18 protein-coding genes are annotated in these 16,559 nt (G+C 42.9%); 10 read left to right on the top strand and 8 right to left on the bottom strand.

What is annotated here, in order from left to right:
• The 5 genes from RMZ42_RS00165 to RMZ42_RS00145 all read left to right on the top strand — a co-directional run.
• Positions 1 to 599: tetratricopeptide repeat protein (locus RMZ42_RS00165; RefSeq protein WP_322669492.1), on the top strand; the 599-nt coding region annotated here is incomplete at its 5' end.
• A gap of 89 nt (positions 600 to 688) precedes the next feature.
• Positions 689 to 910: a DUF433 domain-containing protein gene (locus RMZ42_RS00160; protein WP_322669491.1), complete on the top strand. Its 222-nt coding sequence runs from the start codon at positions 689 to 691 to the stop codon at positions 908 to 910.
• Complete coding sequence (locus RMZ42_RS00155; RefSeq protein ID WP_322669490.1) at positions 894 to 1,229, top strand: DUF5615 family PIN-like protein; 336 nt, start codon at positions 894 to 896, stop codon at positions 1,227 to 1,229. Before RMZ42_RS00160 ends, RMZ42_RS00155 begins: the two co-directional genes overlap by 17 nt.
• 85 nt (positions 1,230 to 1,314) lie before the next feature.
• Positions 1,315 to 1,587, top strand: coding sequence for a hypothetical protein (locus RMZ42_RS00150; RefSeq protein ID WP_322669489.1), 273 nt, complete (start codon positions 1,315 to 1,317; stop codon positions 1,585 to 1,587).
• Positions 1,584 to 1,982 carry a type II toxin-antitoxin system VapC family toxin gene (locus tag RMZ42_RS00145; RefSeq protein WP_322669488.1) on the top strand — a complete coding sequence of 133 codons (399 nt, stop codon included), beginning with the start codon at positions 1,584 to 1,586 and terminating at the stop codon, positions 1,980 to 1,982. Before RMZ42_RS00150 ends, RMZ42_RS00145 begins: the two co-directional genes overlap by 4 nt.
• Positions 1,983 to 2,523: 541 nt before the next feature.
• On the opposite strand, the gene RMZ42_RS00140 is transcribed toward RMZ42_RS00145, so the two are convergent.
• Positions 2,524 to 2,997 (bottom strand): DUF4385 domain-containing protein, encoded by a 474-nt coding sequence (locus tag RMZ42_RS00140; protein WP_322669487.1) that lies wholly within the window; start codon positions 2,995 to 2,997, stop codon positions 2,524 to 2,526.
• A 75-nt stretch (positions 2,998 to 3,072) separates the two neighbouring features.
• Here RMZ42_RS00140 and RMZ42_RS00135 point away from each other — a divergent pair, with 75 nt between their 5' ends.
• Together RMZ42_RS00135 and RMZ42_RS00130 are read left to right on the top strand one after the other, a co-directional pair.
• The gene (locus RMZ42_RS00135; RefSeq protein WP_322669486.1) at positions 3,073 to 3,540 is read left to right on the top strand and encodes a VOC family protein; all 468 of its coding nucleotides are present in this window, start codon (positions 3,073 to 3,075) and stop codon (positions 3,538 to 3,540) included.
• Between the two features lie 28 nt (positions 3,541 to 3,568).
• Positions 3,569 to 3,865: a hypothetical protein gene (locus tag RMZ42_RS00130; protein ID WP_292820573.1), complete on the top strand. Its 297-nt coding sequence runs from the start codon at positions 3,569 to 3,571 to the stop codon at positions 3,863 to 3,865.
• A 191-nt stretch (positions 3,866 to 4,056) separates the two neighbouring features.
• Here RMZ42_RS00130 and RMZ42_RS00125 read toward each other — a convergent pair whose 3' ends face one another.
• The gene (locus RMZ42_RS00125; RefSeq protein ID WP_322669849.1) at positions 4,057 to 4,767 is read right to left on the bottom strand and encodes a class I SAM-dependent methyltransferase; all 711 of its coding nucleotides are present in this window, start codon (positions 4,765 to 4,767) and stop codon (positions 4,057 to 4,059) included.
• A 45-nt stretch (positions 4,768 to 4,812) separates the two neighbouring features.
• Here RMZ42_RS00125 and RMZ42_RS00120 point away from each other — a divergent pair, with 45 nt between their 5' ends.
• Together RMZ42_RS00120 and RMZ42_RS00115 are read left to right on the top strand one after the other, a co-directional pair.
• Positions 4,813 to 5,631 carry a class I SAM-dependent methyltransferase gene (locus RMZ42_RS00120; protein WP_322669485.1) on the top strand — a complete coding sequence of 273 codons (819 nt, stop codon included), beginning with the start codon at positions 4,813 to 4,815 and terminating at the stop codon, positions 5,629 to 5,631.
• A 172-nt stretch (positions 5,632 to 5,803) separates the two neighbouring features.
• Positions 5,804 to 8,068: a cation:proton antiporter gene (locus RMZ42_RS00115; protein ID WP_322669484.1), complete on the top strand. Its 2,265-nt coding sequence runs from the start codon at positions 5,804 to 5,806 to the stop codon at positions 8,066 to 8,068.
• Between the two features lie 446 nt (positions 8,069 to 8,514).
• Here the strand turns inward: RMZ42_RS00115 and RMZ42_RS00110 are convergent, their stop codons facing one another.
• From RMZ42_RS00110 to RMZ42_RS00090, 5 genes are all read right to left on the bottom strand, one after another.
• The gene (locus tag RMZ42_RS00110) at positions 8,515 to 9,927 is read right to left on the bottom strand and encodes a TolC family protein (protein ID WP_322669483.1); all 1,413 of its coding nucleotides are present in this window, start codon (positions 9,925 to 9,927) and stop codon (positions 8,515 to 8,517) included.
• A gap of 115 nt (positions 9,928 to 10,042) precedes the next feature.
• Positions 10,043 to 10,714 (bottom strand): ABC transporter ATP-binding protein, encoded by a 672-nt coding sequence (locus tag RMZ42_RS00105; RefSeq protein ID WP_104904902.1) that lies wholly within the window; start codon positions 10,712 to 10,714, stop codon positions 10,043 to 10,045.
• Between the two features lie 23 nt (positions 10,715 to 10,737).
• On the bottom strand, positions 10,738 to 12,018 hold the full coding sequence (locus RMZ42_RS00100) for an ABC transporter permease (protein ID WP_409882694.1): 1,281 nt from the start codon (positions 12,016 to 12,018) through the stop codon (positions 10,738 to 10,740).
• A 22-nt stretch (positions 12,019 to 12,040) separates the two neighbouring features.
• Positions 12,041 to 13,657, bottom strand: a complete 1,617-nt coding sequence (locus tag RMZ42_RS00095) for an efflux RND transporter periplasmic adaptor subunit (RefSeq protein WP_322669482.1) — start codon at positions 13,655 to 13,657, stop codon at positions 12,041 to 12,043.
• Positions 13,658 to 13,758: 101 nt separating this feature from the next.
• Positions 13,759 to 14,292 (bottom strand): hypothetical protein, encoded by a 534-nt coding sequence (locus RMZ42_RS00090; protein ID WP_322669481.1) that lies wholly within the window; start codon positions 14,290 to 14,292, stop codon positions 13,759 to 13,761.
• Between the two features lie 504 nt (positions 14,293 to 14,796).
• Between RMZ42_RS00090 and RMZ42_RS00085 the strand changes: the two genes are divergently transcribed.
• Positions 14,797 to 15,690 carry a tetratricopeptide repeat protein gene (locus RMZ42_RS00085; protein ID WP_322669480.1) on the top strand — a complete coding sequence of 298 codons (894 nt, stop codon included), beginning with the start codon at positions 14,797 to 14,799 and terminating at the stop codon, positions 15,688 to 15,690.
• Positions 15,691 to 15,902: 212 nt separating this feature from the next.
• Here the strand turns inward: RMZ42_RS00085 and RMZ42_RS00080 are convergent, their stop codons facing one another.
• Positions 15,903 to 16,301 carry a response regulator gene (locus RMZ42_RS00080; RefSeq protein WP_069073372.1) on the bottom strand — a complete coding sequence of 133 codons (399 nt, stop codon included), beginning with the start codon at positions 16,299 to 16,301 and terminating at the stop codon, positions 15,903 to 15,905.
• Positions 16,302 to 16,559 lie beyond the last annotated feature (258 nt).

The following is a 16,559-nucleotide window of genomic DNA, read 5'->3' as shown; positions in this document are numbered from 1 at the left end:
AGCAATCCTTGGAAATAATTGAGCAGATTGGCGATGTCAAAGGTAAAGCCGCAACTCTCAACAACATGGCATTGGTATTCGCCCAACAAGGGGACATACCTAGAGCGATCGCACTCTATGAGCAAGTTGTTTTCACACTTGCACAAATAAGTGCATACAGTGATTTGGTAACAGTTCTGAGTAATTTAGGTTTAAGGGATGAAAGTAACGGTTTGGTTTACCTAGCTCAAGCAATCTGGTTGACGCTGAGAATTCAAGCACCTTTAGGACAAACCATTCAGTTAATCAGTTTTTTATATAATAAAGTGCCTCAAAGAGATGAACTAGAAGCTGTGTTAGGAGCAACGGCAATGTTCTTTTGCAGCTACCGAGGTGAAGGTCATCCCCAGTTAGAAAAACTTCAGGAGGATAGTTTCAAAATTATATTAGGTGCGGCAAATGCCCAAGGAATTGAGACGCAGGAAGCATTTGATAATTGGTATGTCCAGCAACAGCTCAACGATCGAGAATATTTCCTCCCACGACTCAATCAACGCCTAGAGGAGATTGTCGGCGATGGGTGGTTGTTTGACTGTAGTCAATTTGAGGTGGAGGAATAAGGGGAAATGCGATCGCGTTAATCTTAAATTAATCGCTCACAATCTAACCAGCTTATGCAGTCGTTCAATATTACTCTGCTATATGCGATATGGAATCTCAACTAATACAAACTTCTCCCGACATCCTTTCTGGTACACCCGTTTTCTATGGAACTCGTGTACCAGTACAAACATTGATTGATTATTTGGAAGCAGGCGATCGCCTTGATGATTTTCTAGAAGATTTTCCCACGGTGAGCCGCGTACAGGCAACTGCGTTTCTCAAGCTAGCCCTGAAAAAGGTATTATCTTCTTATGAAAGTGCTGCTTGATGAATGCCTGCCTAAGAAATTAAAGCGAGAAATCACAGGTCATGAGGTTGTGACTGTACCAGAGCAAGGATGGGCAAGTAAAAAGAATGGTGAGCTACTGCGACTAGCGAAGACAGAGTTTGATGTATTCATCACCATTGATCAAAACTTAACAGCTCAACAAAATTTGAATAATATCAACTTAGCTATAATCGTTCTCGCATCTCCCAGCAATCGTTTAGAAGTTCTCAAACCTCTGATGCCTAAAGTTCAAGAAGCTTTAGCAACGATTCAAGCAGGTGATGTGGTTACTATCAGACTGCCAGATGCGATCGCTTAGGCAACTATGATTATTGTTGGATTGCTGAGTGGGGAAATGCGATCGCGTTAATCTTAAATTAATCGCTCACAATGATAACCAGCTTATGCAGTCCTTCAATATTACTCTGCCAGATGCGATCGCTAATGCTCTCAATGCCTATATCAAAGATCAGGAAGTTTCCATACCCGCGAATGTCGTTGCAGAAATTGCTTTAGAAGATTTCCTTTGCCAACGCGGCTATTTGGTTTCACGAAAGCAAGGTCTATCTCTTACTCCTGCACCAAAGGGAAGCGGATTTAAAGATGCATCGGTAAATCACGATAAAATTCTAGCTGAACAAGCATTTTTACAGTCATTACCAGCAAACACACCTTGAGAGCCGTATTTGCTGACACTGGGCCTTTGTACGCTGCTGTAGATGTAGACGACCAATATCATGAGCGTTCACAAGCTGAACTAAAACGGATCAATACAGAAAATTTAATAATCCTAGTTCCCTTTCCTGTTTACCTGGAAACATATAATCTTTTGCTATATCGTCTTGGAGCTGAACAAGCGATTAGCTTTGCTAGAGAGTGTGGAGAAGCAGTTAATTTCGTTAATCCTTCAGAGGAGCAATATACAGCAGCAGTGGAAAAAGCTGCAAATTTTCCAGATCAACGGATTACCCTCTGCGATGCTGTCACTGCTATTTTGTCAGAGGAAATGAAGTTACCCGTGTGGACGTATGACTATCATTTCGATTTAATGCTGATTCAGGTATGGCGATAAACAATTATTGCCCAGAGAAAGGATGCGATCGCGTTAATCTTAAATTACTCGCTCACAATCTAACCAGCTTATGCAGTCCTTCAATATTACTCTACCTGATGCGATCGCTAAGGCAACTATGATTATTGTTGGATTGCTGAGTGGGGAAATGCGATCGCGTTACTCTTAATTAATCACCGACAATGTAAAAAGTTTCTGAAATCAGTCCTCTAGATTCGTTCACGAGTATCAAAGACTCGTTCACGAGTATAAAAGACTCGTCAGCGAGTATAAAATACTCATTCACGAGTATAAAAGACTCGTCAGCGAGTATAAAATACTCATTCACGAGTATAAAAGACTCGTCAGCGAGTATCAAAGACTCGTCGGTGAGTATAAAATACTCATTCACGAGCATAAAAGACTCGTCAGCGAGCATAAAATACTCATTCACGAGTATAAAAGACTCATTAGCTGTTTGGTAAGGTGCGTTAGCTGTTGCTAACGTACCAAAAATATCTTGGAGGGTGCGTTAGCAAGGTAACGCACCCTACGAAAGTTACTAATCTACTTCATACATCTGTTTATGTTTGGCTAAAAGCTCTTGATATTTCTCATTTGTCTTTGCTTCTACCCACTTAGCTTTAAATATTGCTGCTGATTCCGCTTTAACTGGGTCTACTTCATAAGGAAGAATCTCTTTTTTGGAACCTGAATCTTCCGAATTCTGTTTATACTTCCTGCCGCTTTTATGATTAGCATAACGGCGAGAGCGAGTATAGCCCATTTGGATAAATTTCCGTGCCATATCTGCGCCGACAAAATCATCTTTCTCTAAATAATCAAGAAAAAGCTCGTAAATTTTCTCACTCGACTCTCTAGCAATCTCAGGAGTTTTGAACCGCCAGTAAGGAAGAATTTCTGATTTGTATGGTTCTACTAAAAGTACACCCTGCTCACCCTTCCCAACACGATAGAGTTCAGGATGTTGGCGAAAATCAATATTTTTAAAGTCTAAAGAATAATCAAAAGCCATGATAAATTTTTATTAGCAATAGTAAACTTTAAAAAAAAGTTCAACTTCTATCTAAATATTGAGATTTTGTTGATTATGCTATCTAGCACCCCATCTCTGAACAGTGTGATTGCGCCAGGAAGTCTGCGTAGAGTACATCACATTGCCCTCAACGTCAAAGATATGCAAGCCTCGCGCTATTTTTATGGCACAATCCTGGGTTTGCACGAACTCACAGGCGACGAAGTACCCGCAACTCTGGTGGAACTAGTCGCATCTGGGAAAGTAGCCAACTTCATCACTCCCGATGGTACAATTCTAGATTTATTTGGGGAACCAGAATTATCACCACCAGATCCCAATCCAGAAAAGACCTTCACTAGAGCTTACCATCTCGCCTTTGACATCGATCCGCAGTTATTCGATCGCGCGGTGACAGTAATCGGGGAAAATAAAATAGCGATCGCACATGGCCCAGTCACTCGTCCTACTGGTAGAGGAGTATATTTTTACGATCCAGATGGCTTTATGATTGAAATTCGTTGCGATCCAGAAGCTAGTTAACTTAAGGGTAATAACAAAAGTATCTACTATGACCGCGAAACTCACGCAACTATTTAAAGTCATTGAAGACACAATCACAAAACCACCAATACCCCACGAACCATACAAGCAATCATTGAAAGCCTGGGCGATGTATTGTTTGCGAGACAAAGGTTTTATAGTCGCTTATGCTCAAAATGCCGACTTTGCCATTGAAAGAAAACGTGAAGAAAAGCTATATTTCAAAGTTTCAAACAGCCCCGATGATTTAGATAATTCTTTTAACTGGATTGTTTGGGATAGTGTCACCAAAAGCGCTAGTCTCATTCCCCAAAAAATAGACTGATACCAAAATAGTCATCAAATATTTCTCTGATTTTTTAACTATTCTGATTCCTGAATTATGACTCCTGAATTATGACTAGACAACTGCTGCACAAATATTTGAGGTTAACCATGATTTTCCTAGATAGCAAGAAGTTTTACTTTATTATGACTTGACATTTTAATTACGAATTACGAATTACGAATTACGAATTACGAATTAGTGTTGGGTTTCTCAAACACCATTAAATGCTGTTGAGGTAACAAATTTTTAGTTTCCCGCCAAACCAAACCAACAGCTTGCATTTCTTTGCGGACTTGTTTTTGAGTCATTTTGTGCAGACGTTTAATCATAATAAAAGGATTTTCACCCCGATACTCAACCAGCACTACCCGGCCACCAGGTTTCAGCGCTTTCACAATTCCTTGCATCACTTCTTGAGGATACTCAAGTTCATGATAAGCATCCACCATCAAGGCTAAATCGATACTTTCAGATGGTAAGTTGGGGTTACTAAGAGTGGCTAAAATTGGCTCAACATTGGTGATATTTTTCTCTTTTTTGAACAACTCAATGATTTCCAACATTTCTGGCTGAACATCTACAGCTAACACCTTACCTGTTGTTAATAACGGCGCGATGCGAAAGCTTAAGTAACCTGTACCAGCGCCAATATCCGCCACCACATCATTAGGTTTGAGATTGAGGAGGCTGACTACCTTACTTGGCTGTTCTTCTCGCTCCCGGCTGGAACGTTCTAGCCAGCCAGCGCCAGTGTATCCCATAACTTGGGCAATTTCGCGCCCCATATAGTATTTGCCGATACCATCTGGACTGTGGATAAAACGCTGTTCGTAAACAGTGGTAGATGAAGACGCAGCTTGTACTGTCAGGGTTGGGTTCAGCAGTGAGCAACTCAACATCACAAGAAAAGTTACTATAAAGTGGAGAAAATTTGGCATTTGGTTATGACCGATCGGGATAGCTATAAGCAGCAATTAAAAGAATTTTATGGTAGTAGAACGACTTATGACCATGAAAAAGATACTCGCCATCCTTTAGAAGCCAAGCTTTTAGTTGAATTTGTTGGGCTACATTCGGGGCAGAAAATCCTTGATGTGGCGACTGGAACAGGTTTAGTTGCGATACCCGCAGCTGAAAAAGTTGGTTCAGAGGGCTACGTAATTGGGATTGACATGACTCCTGGGATGTTGCATCAAGCAAGACAAAAAATTGCAGCAGCAAAATTACAAAATATCGAGTTGATTGAGGCGGATGCAGAATATTTAAACTTTAGCGATAGTAGTTTTGATGCTGTCTTTTGCTGTGAGGCAATTGTACTTTTTCCCGATATTCTTGCTACTTTGCAAAAGTGGTATCGCTTCTTAAAAACAGGAGGGTATGTGGCATTTACCTGTCCTCCCGAAACTGCTATTATGGCATCTCTTCAGCAGAGGGTCTGCGCTAGAGTTTTGGGTGTATCACTACCACATATTCTTGAACCACTGGGAACTCCAGAAAAATGTCGTAAATTGCTTGAGCGGGCAGGTTTTAGAGATATCGAAATTAAGATTGAACCATCAGGACGTTATCACTCTCTTAGTGATAACAGATTATCGATGACAGTAATTAATATAAATTTTAAAAGCAATCCTCTGTTGTCAAAATTATCACCAGAACAATTAAATCAATTGCAAGTTGAGTACAAAGCAGAAATTGAGAAATTAGCAACCGATCGAGGTCTTTGGATAGACACTACAAAGTTCTTTGTTCGCGCTCGAAAATAAGTTGATGAGCTTTGTTCCTGAACTGACAGCTTCGGGCGATCGCACATGATAATCTTGCCGTTAATAATCACAATCACAGTTTAATCTCCTAGACCGATGTGGAAGTAAACATTTTCAGGATTTACTTGAACAGCCCCTTGAAAAATTTGTAATCCAACCTGTGGACGCTTATATGCAAAACCTGTCCCTAATGTTAGTGCCTGTACTCGCTGCGCAGAAAGCAGCAGGTGACGGTTTAATTAAACCTCTTGGTCATCACGAGCTGCTGTTGGTGCTAGTGCAACTGTCACTATTGCTTTTGGTAGCGCGGGGATTAGGTGAGTTGATGCGCCGAATTAACCTACCGCCTGTTGTTGGAGAATTACTGGCGGGTGTGCTGCTTGGCCCTTCTTTATTTGGTTTGCTTCTTCCAGATTTACAGGCGCACATCTTTCCCAAAAGTCAAGAACAGTCTAATTTACTTTCGGTGATTTCTTGGTTAGGCGTGTTATTTTTGCTGATTGTGACTGGGTTGGAGACGGATCTAAAGCTGATTCTTCGTAAAGGTAAAACGGCTCTTTTGATTTCACTGGGCGGAATTATTATCCCGTTTATCACTGGATTTGGACTGGGCTGGCTATTGCCAGATAGTTTTTTAGCCGACCCAGAAAAGCGATTGGTATTTAGTCTATTTATCGCCACAGCAATGAGTATTTCGGCAGTCCCAGTGATTGCGAAGGTGCTGATGGACTTAAACCTGATTCGCCGTGACATTGGTCAAGTTACCTTAGCTGCTGGGATGACTGACGACACCATCGGCTGGATTTTACTTTCTGTGGTTTCAGGTTTAGCTAGTAGCGGCAAATTTGACTTTGGGACAATTTTCCATTCTGTGAGCGCGGCGATATTGTTTTTAGCGATCGCCTTTACAATTGGGCGTACCATCGTAGACCAGATATTACGGTGGGTTGATGACTATGTTGGTGGAATCGCCGCGAGTATGTCGGTTGTGCTAATTCTTTCGCTCTCGGCAGCAGCACTTACCCACGCATTAGGTCTAGAAGCAGCATTAGGTGCTTTCGTGCTGGGGATTCTAGCAGGCCAATCCCGCCGCTTTAGCAATGAAGCTGGACACATGTTAGAAGTTTTTACAGCAAGCTTTCTAGCGCCAATTTTCTTTGCTTCAGCAGGCTTGAAAGTTAATTTACTCGCTCTGTTAGTCCCTCAAACATTGATATTTGGCTTGATTGTTCTGGCTGTCGCCTGTGTTGGCAAATTTACAGGTGCTTACCTTGGTTCTCGTGCGGGCGGCTTGAGTCATTGGGAAGGTTTGGCGATGGGTTCCGGGATGAATGCTCGCGGGGCGATGGAAATTGTCGTTGCCACCATTGGTTTATCTTTGGGAGTGCTGAATCCCCAGATGTACTCGATTATTGTCATGGTAGCGATCGTCACTTCCCTAATGGCTCCACCCCTGCTGCGCTGGTGTTTGTCGAAGGTGGTTATGGGTGAAGAGGAAGCTCGACGTTTGGAACAAGAAGAACAGGATAGCCGCAGCTTTATCAAGCAAATCCAGCGTGTCTTAATACCCACTAGTGGTGGGCCCAACATCCAACTGGCAGCGCAACTAGTCGGTTACATGGCTCACCAAAACTCGATAGAAGTTACATCTTTATATGCCCTGAGTGATAAGCAACCTCAAAGCAAAGCCCGCCGGATGGAGGCAACCCAGGTTAAAGATACTGCCGCAGACCTTGCTTTAGCTGCTGTAACTGAGGAAATGCAGCTACCTGCTGATACCACCCTGCAAACAAAAACCGAGTCGGGGCGTAATAAAGCGGAGGTAATTTTGAATGAAGCAAACAAAAACTATGACTTGATTGTACTCGGAGCTTCGGAACAGATCCGCCCCCAGAAAGCATTGTTCAATTTGCTTGTCGATCGGGTTGTCCAAGAAGCACCTTGTGCAACGATGGTGGTAAAGTCGCATCTACCCCAACCGAAAGGCGAGATATGCAAAATTCCTCAACAACAGATCAACAAGATTTTGGTGCCAACGGTGGGGACAGAATATAGTAAAAATGCTGTAGAGATGGCAAGTACGATCGCAGCTCAAACCGGGGCATTAGTTACGATCGTTAACGTAATTAATTTGCCACAGGTTGAGTATATTCTTTACGAACAGCGATCGCTAGCTCCAGTCAAGGAAATTGCTCACGATATGCTCGAACAGCAAGCAGAAATTGCCCGCAATCTGGGTGCTGATGTCAAAACCTATATTCTTCAAGGAACCAGCCCAGAAAAGGAAATCCTCAAGTTTGCCAAAACTCAGGAAGTTGACTTAATTCTTCTAGGGAGTAGTATCCGCATGGTTACGGGTCGCGTTTTCTTCGGTCATAGAGTCGATGCAATTCTGAGTAAAGCCCATTGCCCAGTAGCAGTAATTACTGTACCTTAAGAGTGCTGAGTGCTGAGTGCTGAGTGCTGAGTGCTGAGTGCTAAGTGCTGAGTACTAAGTATAAACCCAGTTGCTCTAAAGCTTTGAGCAATCAACACTGTTTTAATACCAATTGGAAAAAAGAATGCGACAAATAGACCATTTGTAGAGACGCGATTTATCCCGTCTTTATCCAAGAATATGTTCCAATCATTAATTGAATTGGTATAGCATATCTGACTACAGCTATACATTTATAGCAACAGCCAAAAAGGTTCGGACATTAACAGATGATAAAATTTAGACACAAAAAGGCTTTTCACCCAGTCCCCAGTCCCTAGTCCCCAGTCCCTTGCTATATTTCATAGACATTGCAAAAAAGAATGTAGAGACGTAGCAGTGCTATGTCTCTACAAGGGTTCTGGATAACGCATATTTAATTTCACCAGATGTCTAATAATTTGATCTTAGCGCGAAGCCCTGGATGTTACCGATCTTTGTAAATTAGCTAGAGCGCGATTGTAATCCAAAATAGCTGCGACTCGATTACCTTCTGCTCTTGTCAGGTCATTTTCAGCATCAATTACCTCTGTTTGAGTACCCACACCAGCTTGGAACCTCAACCTTGCTAAATTCAGAGCTTCCCTGGCTTGATTTAAAGCCACACTAGAAGTCTGCACGTTATTTAAATTGGATTGCAATTGAGCATAATACTGTTCTACATCAAAGCGAATTTGGTCGCGCTGGCTAGCAAATTGAGTCTCTGCGATCGCAATATTAGCTCTCGATTGAGCCGCTCTTGCTCTTGCTGCTCCCCCTTCAAATAAAGTTAGATTTCCTTGAAGTCCTACTGAATAGCCATCAGTAATGCTCGCGCCATCATTATACCGATCTAGCAGATTGTAGTTGCCTACCAAACTAACTTGCGGCCCTAGCTGTGAAAGTGCCTGTCGTCGCTGTTGCTCAGAAATATTACGTTGTGCTAATTGCTGTTGCAACTCTGGACGATTTTGAAACGCTTGGACAATACTTTGTTCTACCGTCTGCGACCAAAGACCCGCTAATTGTACGGGATCTGAGGCAGCGATATCAACTGACTGCGATAAACTTAACAACGTAGCAAGCTGACGACGGGCAATTTGCTGCTGTGAGATCGCATTAGTCAGTTGTTGTTGGGAGTTTGCTAAATTCACCTGAGCTTGCAGCACATCGAACCGCGTACCCACTCCAGCCTGTTCTCTTGCTTGAGTATCCCGTAAACTAGCCTGGGCATTAATCACAGCAGACTGATTAATTCTTACTAGTTGATCTGCTTGTTGCAAATTGTAGTATTGAGTGGTCGCATTCAAGCTAATTGTCAAAGACTGACTTTCAACATTTAACTCATCTACCCGTAGCTGTTCTTCTGCGGCTCGGATAGCCGCTAGTGTGTTCCCAGAACTATAAAGATTATAATTCAGTTGGGCTGAACCATTAAAAGAGGTGCTGGCTTGAGATGAATTGTTACTAAAACCATTACCACTATTAGTCACACTACTGTTTATTCCCAGAGTCGGAAATAAGGCAGCTTGAGACTCCCGTAGTGCCGAGCGACTGCGTTCTAGCTGTAATATAGCTACCTGTAAGTCTCGATTGTTGCGTTTTGCTAGTTCCAAAGCTTGTGCCAAACTGATTGGCACAGTTCCCTGAATCCTTACTTCCTCCGGTTTAGTTGGAAATTGCAGAGGGTTGGGATTGGGGTTGAGGCGATCGGGAACTTGTACAGAGCTTGAAGAATTCTGTGCTTTTAGTGGAGTTGCTGCACTTACTACATTTGGAAGAAGAATCGCCAACGCGACAGTAACCCAGGCAGAATGCACGAAGAATAAGCTGAAATTCATAATCTAGATATAGTCATTAATTAGGTTTTTTGAGGATATAATTAAAAGTTTTCATCCTGATTGACCTAAGAGGTTTAAATCTTAAATTCCTCCTTAGAAGGTTAATCTTAACAAATTAGCCGACAATCAAACCATCTTGAACTCGAATAATCCTTTGGGTTTGAGCAGCGATATCAGGTTCATGAGTGACAATCACAATTGTGATCCCTTGGTCATTAAGTTCAGTCAGTAAACTCATCACCTCATGGGAAGTTTCAGTATCTAAAGCTCCTGTTGGCTCATCTGCCAAAACTAATGCAGGTCGGTTAACCAAAGCACGAGCGATCGCTACTCGTTGTTGTTGTCCGCCAGAGAGTTGACTAGGACGGTTAGCGATGCGTCCCCCTAGTCCTACCTTTTCTAAGGCTTCTAATGCCCTTTCCCGACGTTTTGGCTTGGGTAAATTGGCGTAAACCATTGGCAACATCACGTTTTCCAACGCTGTTGCCCGCGCCAATAGGTTAAATTGTTGAAACACAAAACCTATCCTTTGGTTGCGGATATAGGCTAATTCATCATCATCAAAAGTCGTCAGGTTTCTGCCTTCAAAAATATAGTCTCCAGTTGTGGGACGATCCAGGCATCCCAAAATATTCATCAGCGTAGATTTACCCGAACCTGACGCACCCATGATTGAGACATATTCCCCTTCCTCAATAGAGAGTTCAATTCCCTTGAGTATGGGAACACTAACTTCTCCCAAGTGGTATGTTTTAGTAATAGATTCCATCCAAATCATTGTTGGCATAAGAATTACGAATTACGAATTATTTAGTCGCTTCTTAAAGCGTTGATCGGATCTAATTTAGATGCGTTCCGTGCTGGAATTACCCCAGCGATTAAGCCAACGGTTAACGAGAGTACAAAGCCAGCAACGATCGACAACAAAGAAATTACAAACGGGAATTTGAAAACGTTTGCAGCCACAAAGGCTAATAAAACGCCAGTCACCATCCCAATACCTCCGCCGACAATGGAAATCACGATCGCTTCCGCTAAAAATTGATTAAGTATGGCAGAATTAGTGGCTCCTACGGCTTTGCGAATCCCGATTTCCCGCGTCCGCTCGACCACAGAAACTAGCATAATGTTAGCAATACCAATGCCACCAACAACCAGAGAAATTCCAGCGATTGCTACCACCATGACTGTAAATAAACCCACAATACTAGTAAAGGTACTAACAATATCAGCTTGATTAGTCAGCCGAAAATCATCAGCTTGTGGCGGATAAATGTTATGACGCAATCGTAAAAGATTGGTGACTTGAAACTGAGCGGCTTCTAACTGCTCCTGATTCGCGCCTTTGACTAAAATTCCACTTACAGAAACGCCTACCAGGGCATTATTTCCAACTAGTCTCTTCGACATACTAGTTAGAGGAATAAAAATCTGGTCATCTCGATCCATTGGCCCCTGAGCGCCTTTAGGTTCCATCACCCCAATTACTTCATAAGCCTCTCCTTGAATCCGAATTCTCTCACCGATCGGATTTACACCTTGTGCAAAGAGTGTTTTTTGAACTGTGGGGCCAAGAATGGCAAGCTGTGCAGCAGTATCTAGTTCTTCCTGAGTAAAATATCTCCCTTGTTGGGGGTGAGTATTTCTGACTTCTGGGTAGTTCAAATCAGTGCCATAAATGGTTGTTGAGGTGTTCTGCCCTGCATAGACAACTTGAGCAGTCCGTTGGAGATAAGCAGAAACCAGCTGTGCTGATGGCGCTTGTGTAGCGATCGCTTTCGCATCTTCCCAGGTCAAGGTACTGCTAGAACCTACTCCTTGACGGACATTCCCGCTTCTTGCCGCACCCGCCAAGATTTGGATCACATCTGTACCCAATGCTTGGATCTGCTGCTCAACTCCTTTTTGTACTCCCTGACCGACAGAAGTAATGGCAATAACTGAAGAAATCCCAATAATCACGCCTAACATAGTTAGACCTGTGCGTAATTTGTTACTCCACAGAGTTTCCGCCGCCATTGTCAAGATTTCCAGCAATGGTACTGTGCGGGTATTCTTCGCTTTGTAAAAGCCCTTAAATATCTTAAACATAATGTTTTATTTAAAACTAACTTTAAGGGGAACCACTGCCTTGAGAACGACCACCACCGCCAGAACTGCCGCCGGAACGACCTCCGCCGCCACCTGCTCCTCTTCCTCCGCCTCCGCCGGCTCCTCCGCCTCCACCTAAACCAGGGAAAACTCCTCCTCTTGGTGTTGATTGCGGACGCGATCCTGGTGGGAAACTGAGTAATACTCTTTCGTCTCCTGTCAATCCAGACTTAACTTCGGTAAAGTTATTCGCGGTGACGCCAGTCTCGATGCGAGTGAACACAGGTCTGTTATTTTTTCCTTGCACAAACACGCCTGTGGCATTTTCTTGACGAACCACCGAGGCTGTTGGCACTACTAAAACATTTTGAACTTGACCGACTTGAAAATCTACTTCTGCATTCATCCCAGACCGCAATAGTCTTTGAGGGTCTAAAAGTGATACTCTTACTTCAAAACTGGTGACGTTTTGCTCTACTATTGCTTGGGCAGCAATTTGGCTGACTTTACCTTCAAAGGTTTTTCCTGGGTAGGCATCTGCTTTAATCGAGACTTTTTGACCAAGGCTGATTTTGGAAATATTTGTTTCCGCTAAATTGGCGACAACTTCATTTGTGGAAGCTAAAGACAAGATTGAAGAAGAAGAAGAAGAAGCTACTTCACTACTAGCAGTTGTCGGTGTCACGAAAGCGCCTGGATCGGCAAACTTCTTTGTCACCACACCATCAAAGGGTGCGCGAATGATCGTGTCGTTGATTTCAGCTTGGATGTTTTGCAGCGAACCACGAGCTGATGTTACTTGGGCACGAGCAGCATTAATATCTTCTTGGCGCGTTCCGGCTTTCAGGAGTGCCAAAGCTTGCTGTCTCTGCTTCACCACAGCTCGTGCTTGCTCGATATCTTCTGGACGTGACCCGGCTTTTTGCAGAGCCAGTGCTTGCTGTGCTTCATTTACATTCGCTTGGGCGCTGTCACGATTAGAACGGTTTTGGTTGAGAGTCTGAAGGGAAATACCACCTGCATTGTAAAGTTGCTGGTTGCGAGCAAAATCATCTTCTGCTTGGCGAAGGGCGGCTTGAGCGCTTTGCAAGCGTGCCTGTGCTTGGGCAACATCTTGAGAACGATTACCTGCGATCGCTTTTTGCAAATTCGCTTCGGCTTCGTCTAATGCTCCTTGTGATTGGGCAATATCTTGAGGACGATTACCTGCGATCGCTTTTTGCAAATTCGCCTCGGCTTGTGCCAATTGTCCTTGAGCGGAGGTAAGTTGCCCCCGGAGGTTGGAATCATCCATGTAAGCGACAATCTGTCCTTGTTTGACGATATCTCCTTCCTTCACCAGCAGTGTTTTCAAGATGCCAGAATTTTTCGGGCTGAGGTTGATTGACCGCTCAGGTTTCACCGTTCCGTTCGCTGAAACTGTAATTGTTAAACTCTGCCTTTCTACAGGCCTTGTCAGCACTCTGCGTCTGGCTTCTTGACGAGGAGCAACCGTTACTTGGTAATAAACGGCATAGCCAATTCCACCCAAAAGGCAAAGAGCTATTAGCCAAGAGAGCCAATTACGTCTGCTCTTTTTTTTCTTTACCTCTGGAACCAAAACTGGGGAATCTACGGTATTTGGTGTATCAATTTTCATATCCATTTTGTCTATAAAGAACGGCTACCGAGCTAGTTATTCACGGCTAAAACTATAGCCTGGTAGCCTAATACTGACAATGATTTTGAGTTTTTAGTGTTTTAAAGGTTGATTTGCAGTACTAATCCACTAGGAAGTCTGAAGTAATCATCACGCACTCTTACTAATCTCCCAGCAGGAACAATTTCCTGATTGGGAAGAAGAATATCCCCGTTAGGAAGTCTGAAATAACCTCGATCGCGCAGTCTGACTACGGATCTAGCAGGAATAATTTGCCCATTGGGATATCTGATATCACCATTACCAAGTCTGACTACTCTGCTATTAAATTGGTTGTCACGATTCCAATTATCCCGATCTCTAGGATTTCTGACTTCTACAGGATAGGATCTGCGATCGCGGTTCCAATTATCCCTGTCTCTAGAGTTTCTGACTTCTCTAGAATTGGATCTGCCGTCGCGGTTCCAATTATCTCTGGCTCTAGAATTGGATCTGCCGTCGCGATCCCAATCTCGATCGCGATCGCCACCAACGTAGACTTTCGTCTGGGCACTTGCAGGCGCAGTCAAGAGAGTGGGAACAAGAATCAGCGCAGCAGCAGCTAATACAATCGATATACGGTTTGGTTTCAACATCGAATCAACTCCTTATTTACATTAAAGTTCTATTCTGCTGATGTATGGATTAAGCAATTTTAGACAGTTGCTTTTTTTTGATATCAAAGTGTTTAATATTTACCTCATCGTATAAATTCATACATAATAATTATCATTCAAAACATCCAAACTGATGTATGACCAAAGTCACTAGTAATTCCAGACTGATGTATGACCAAAGTCATCAATTGTTTAATTGGTATGGGGCATTGGGCGTTAGGAGTGCTGAGTGCTGAGTTAGGAGTTAGGAGTTAGGAGTTAGGAGTTTTGTTTATCTCCTTGTCCCCTTGTCCCCTAACTCCCTCACTTGCTCACTCGCTCACTCCCTCATCTCCCTGCTCCCCCTGCTCCCCCTGCTCCCCTGCTCCCCCTGCTTCCTGCTCCTGCCTCCTGCCTTTCTTTATAAGATTTTGCTACCGCCAACAGCGCAGATCGTTTAAGCTAGCTGAAAGATTCTTTGATTAGTGGCTTAAAGGCGGTAGTGTGCCTAAACATATTCGTTTGATTTCTCTTTTAATGGTCTGTAGTTTATGGAGTATGCCAAAAGCCGCTAACGCGCAGGCATTAATACCCCATACATTGCAACTAGATGCGACAAAGTTAGAAAAGCAGGGGTTGAGCTTGGCACAAGAGGCGGCTCAACTAGCTCAGTTTCAACAGGTTGACTTAGCTTTGCCACGAGCGCGGCTGGCTAGTCAACTGGCTCCTGGGAATGATAAAGTGTGGTTGCTGTTGGGTGGATTGCAGTTGCAATCCAAAGAGTTTGATGGCGCGATCGCTAGTCTGAAAAAAGCGCAATCTCTTAACCCCAAAAATGGTGATATTTTGTTTGCTTTGGGTTCAGCAAATTTTCAGCAGAAAAATTACCAGGCTGCTGTTGTCAATTATCAAGATGGTTTGAAGTTAAAACCCAACGATCCAGAGGGATTATTTGATTTGGGTAATGCTTATTATTTGCTGGGTAAATTGCCAGATGCGATCGCACAGTATGATAAAGCCGTCTCCCAAGATAAAAAGTTCTGGCCCGCACTCAACAACATTGGCTTAATCAACTACGAACAGGGTAATATCCCTGAAGCAATTAAGCGATGGCAATCTGCTGTAACCCTTGAAAAACAAGCGGCAGAACCTTTATTGGCCTTAGCCGTGGCACTCTATACTAAAGGCGATCGCCAACAAGGACTAACCTTGGGAGAAACTGCACTCCGTATCGATTCGCGCTATGCTAATTTAAATTTCCTCAAAGAAAATCTCTGGGGCGATCGTCTACTGTCTGATACGAAAAAATTCCTAGAATTACCACGTATTCAAGCAGCCATACAGCAACGAGAAAACTCATCATCAGCGCCTACGCCTAGAAAACAGCCGACTCAATAAAAGTCTAAGTTAGGAGTTAGGAGTTAGAAGTTAAAAGTTAGGAGTTAAAAGTTAAATATTTCAACTCCTCACTCATAACTCCTAACTGTCCTATTGCCACTTGCCTAATAGTACCTTTTCGTAGTACATCTATACTAGATAAATACAGGAATTAGTTGCCTAAAAACATTTGCGGGCAAGTATTCCTGAAAATAAGTCGTTAATTTTCAGTGTTAGTCTGTGGGTAGAAGTGCGATGATTTGGTCAACGAACTGTTGATGGTCAACAACTGGCTTAGAAATGTAGCCATCAGCACCGCTTTGCTTGAGAAAGTTCTCGCGATCGCCTTCCATAGCATGTGCTGTCACCAGAATCACAGGTAAGTTTGCTGTTTTTGGATCGGATTTTAACATTTGTGTAATCTTAATTCCATCAACAGACTTGCCTTGGTAAACACTTCTGGAGAGAGAAACATCCATCAAAATCAGGTCGGCTTCTCCTGATTGGGCAATTTTGATGACTTCTTCGACATTTTCAGTGTGTTTTACACCCAAGCCACCACGCTTGGACAAAATTTTGGAAAAAACACGAGCATTAATTAGATCGTCTTCGACAATTAAAACAGTTTTCATGAGAATTTTAGTTATAGAGGTGAGGAGATTCAAGAATTTCAGAATTCAAAATTAAAGATTTGCAATCATGGAAAGTATCATGGCTACTAAGTTTATGTAGATTATACTCGTGTGCATCCTTTTTAATAGTCAAGTGCATCTTCGTCATCAAGGATGATAGTACTGCTTTTTCTTCTGTGACTATCAAAATTTTGTTATGAATCTCATTTCATCCGTTATGCTGTGGTTGCCGCAGTGTTGAGTTCCATCGGCTTTTGT

Origin of the sequence: Nostoc sp. DedQUE05 (assembly GCF_034530955.1) — a bacterium.
GTDB lineage: Bacteria > Cyanobacteriota > Cyanobacteriia > Cyanobacteriales > Nostocaceae > Nostoc.
This window is presented reverse-complemented; position numbering and strand designations above follow the sequence as displayed.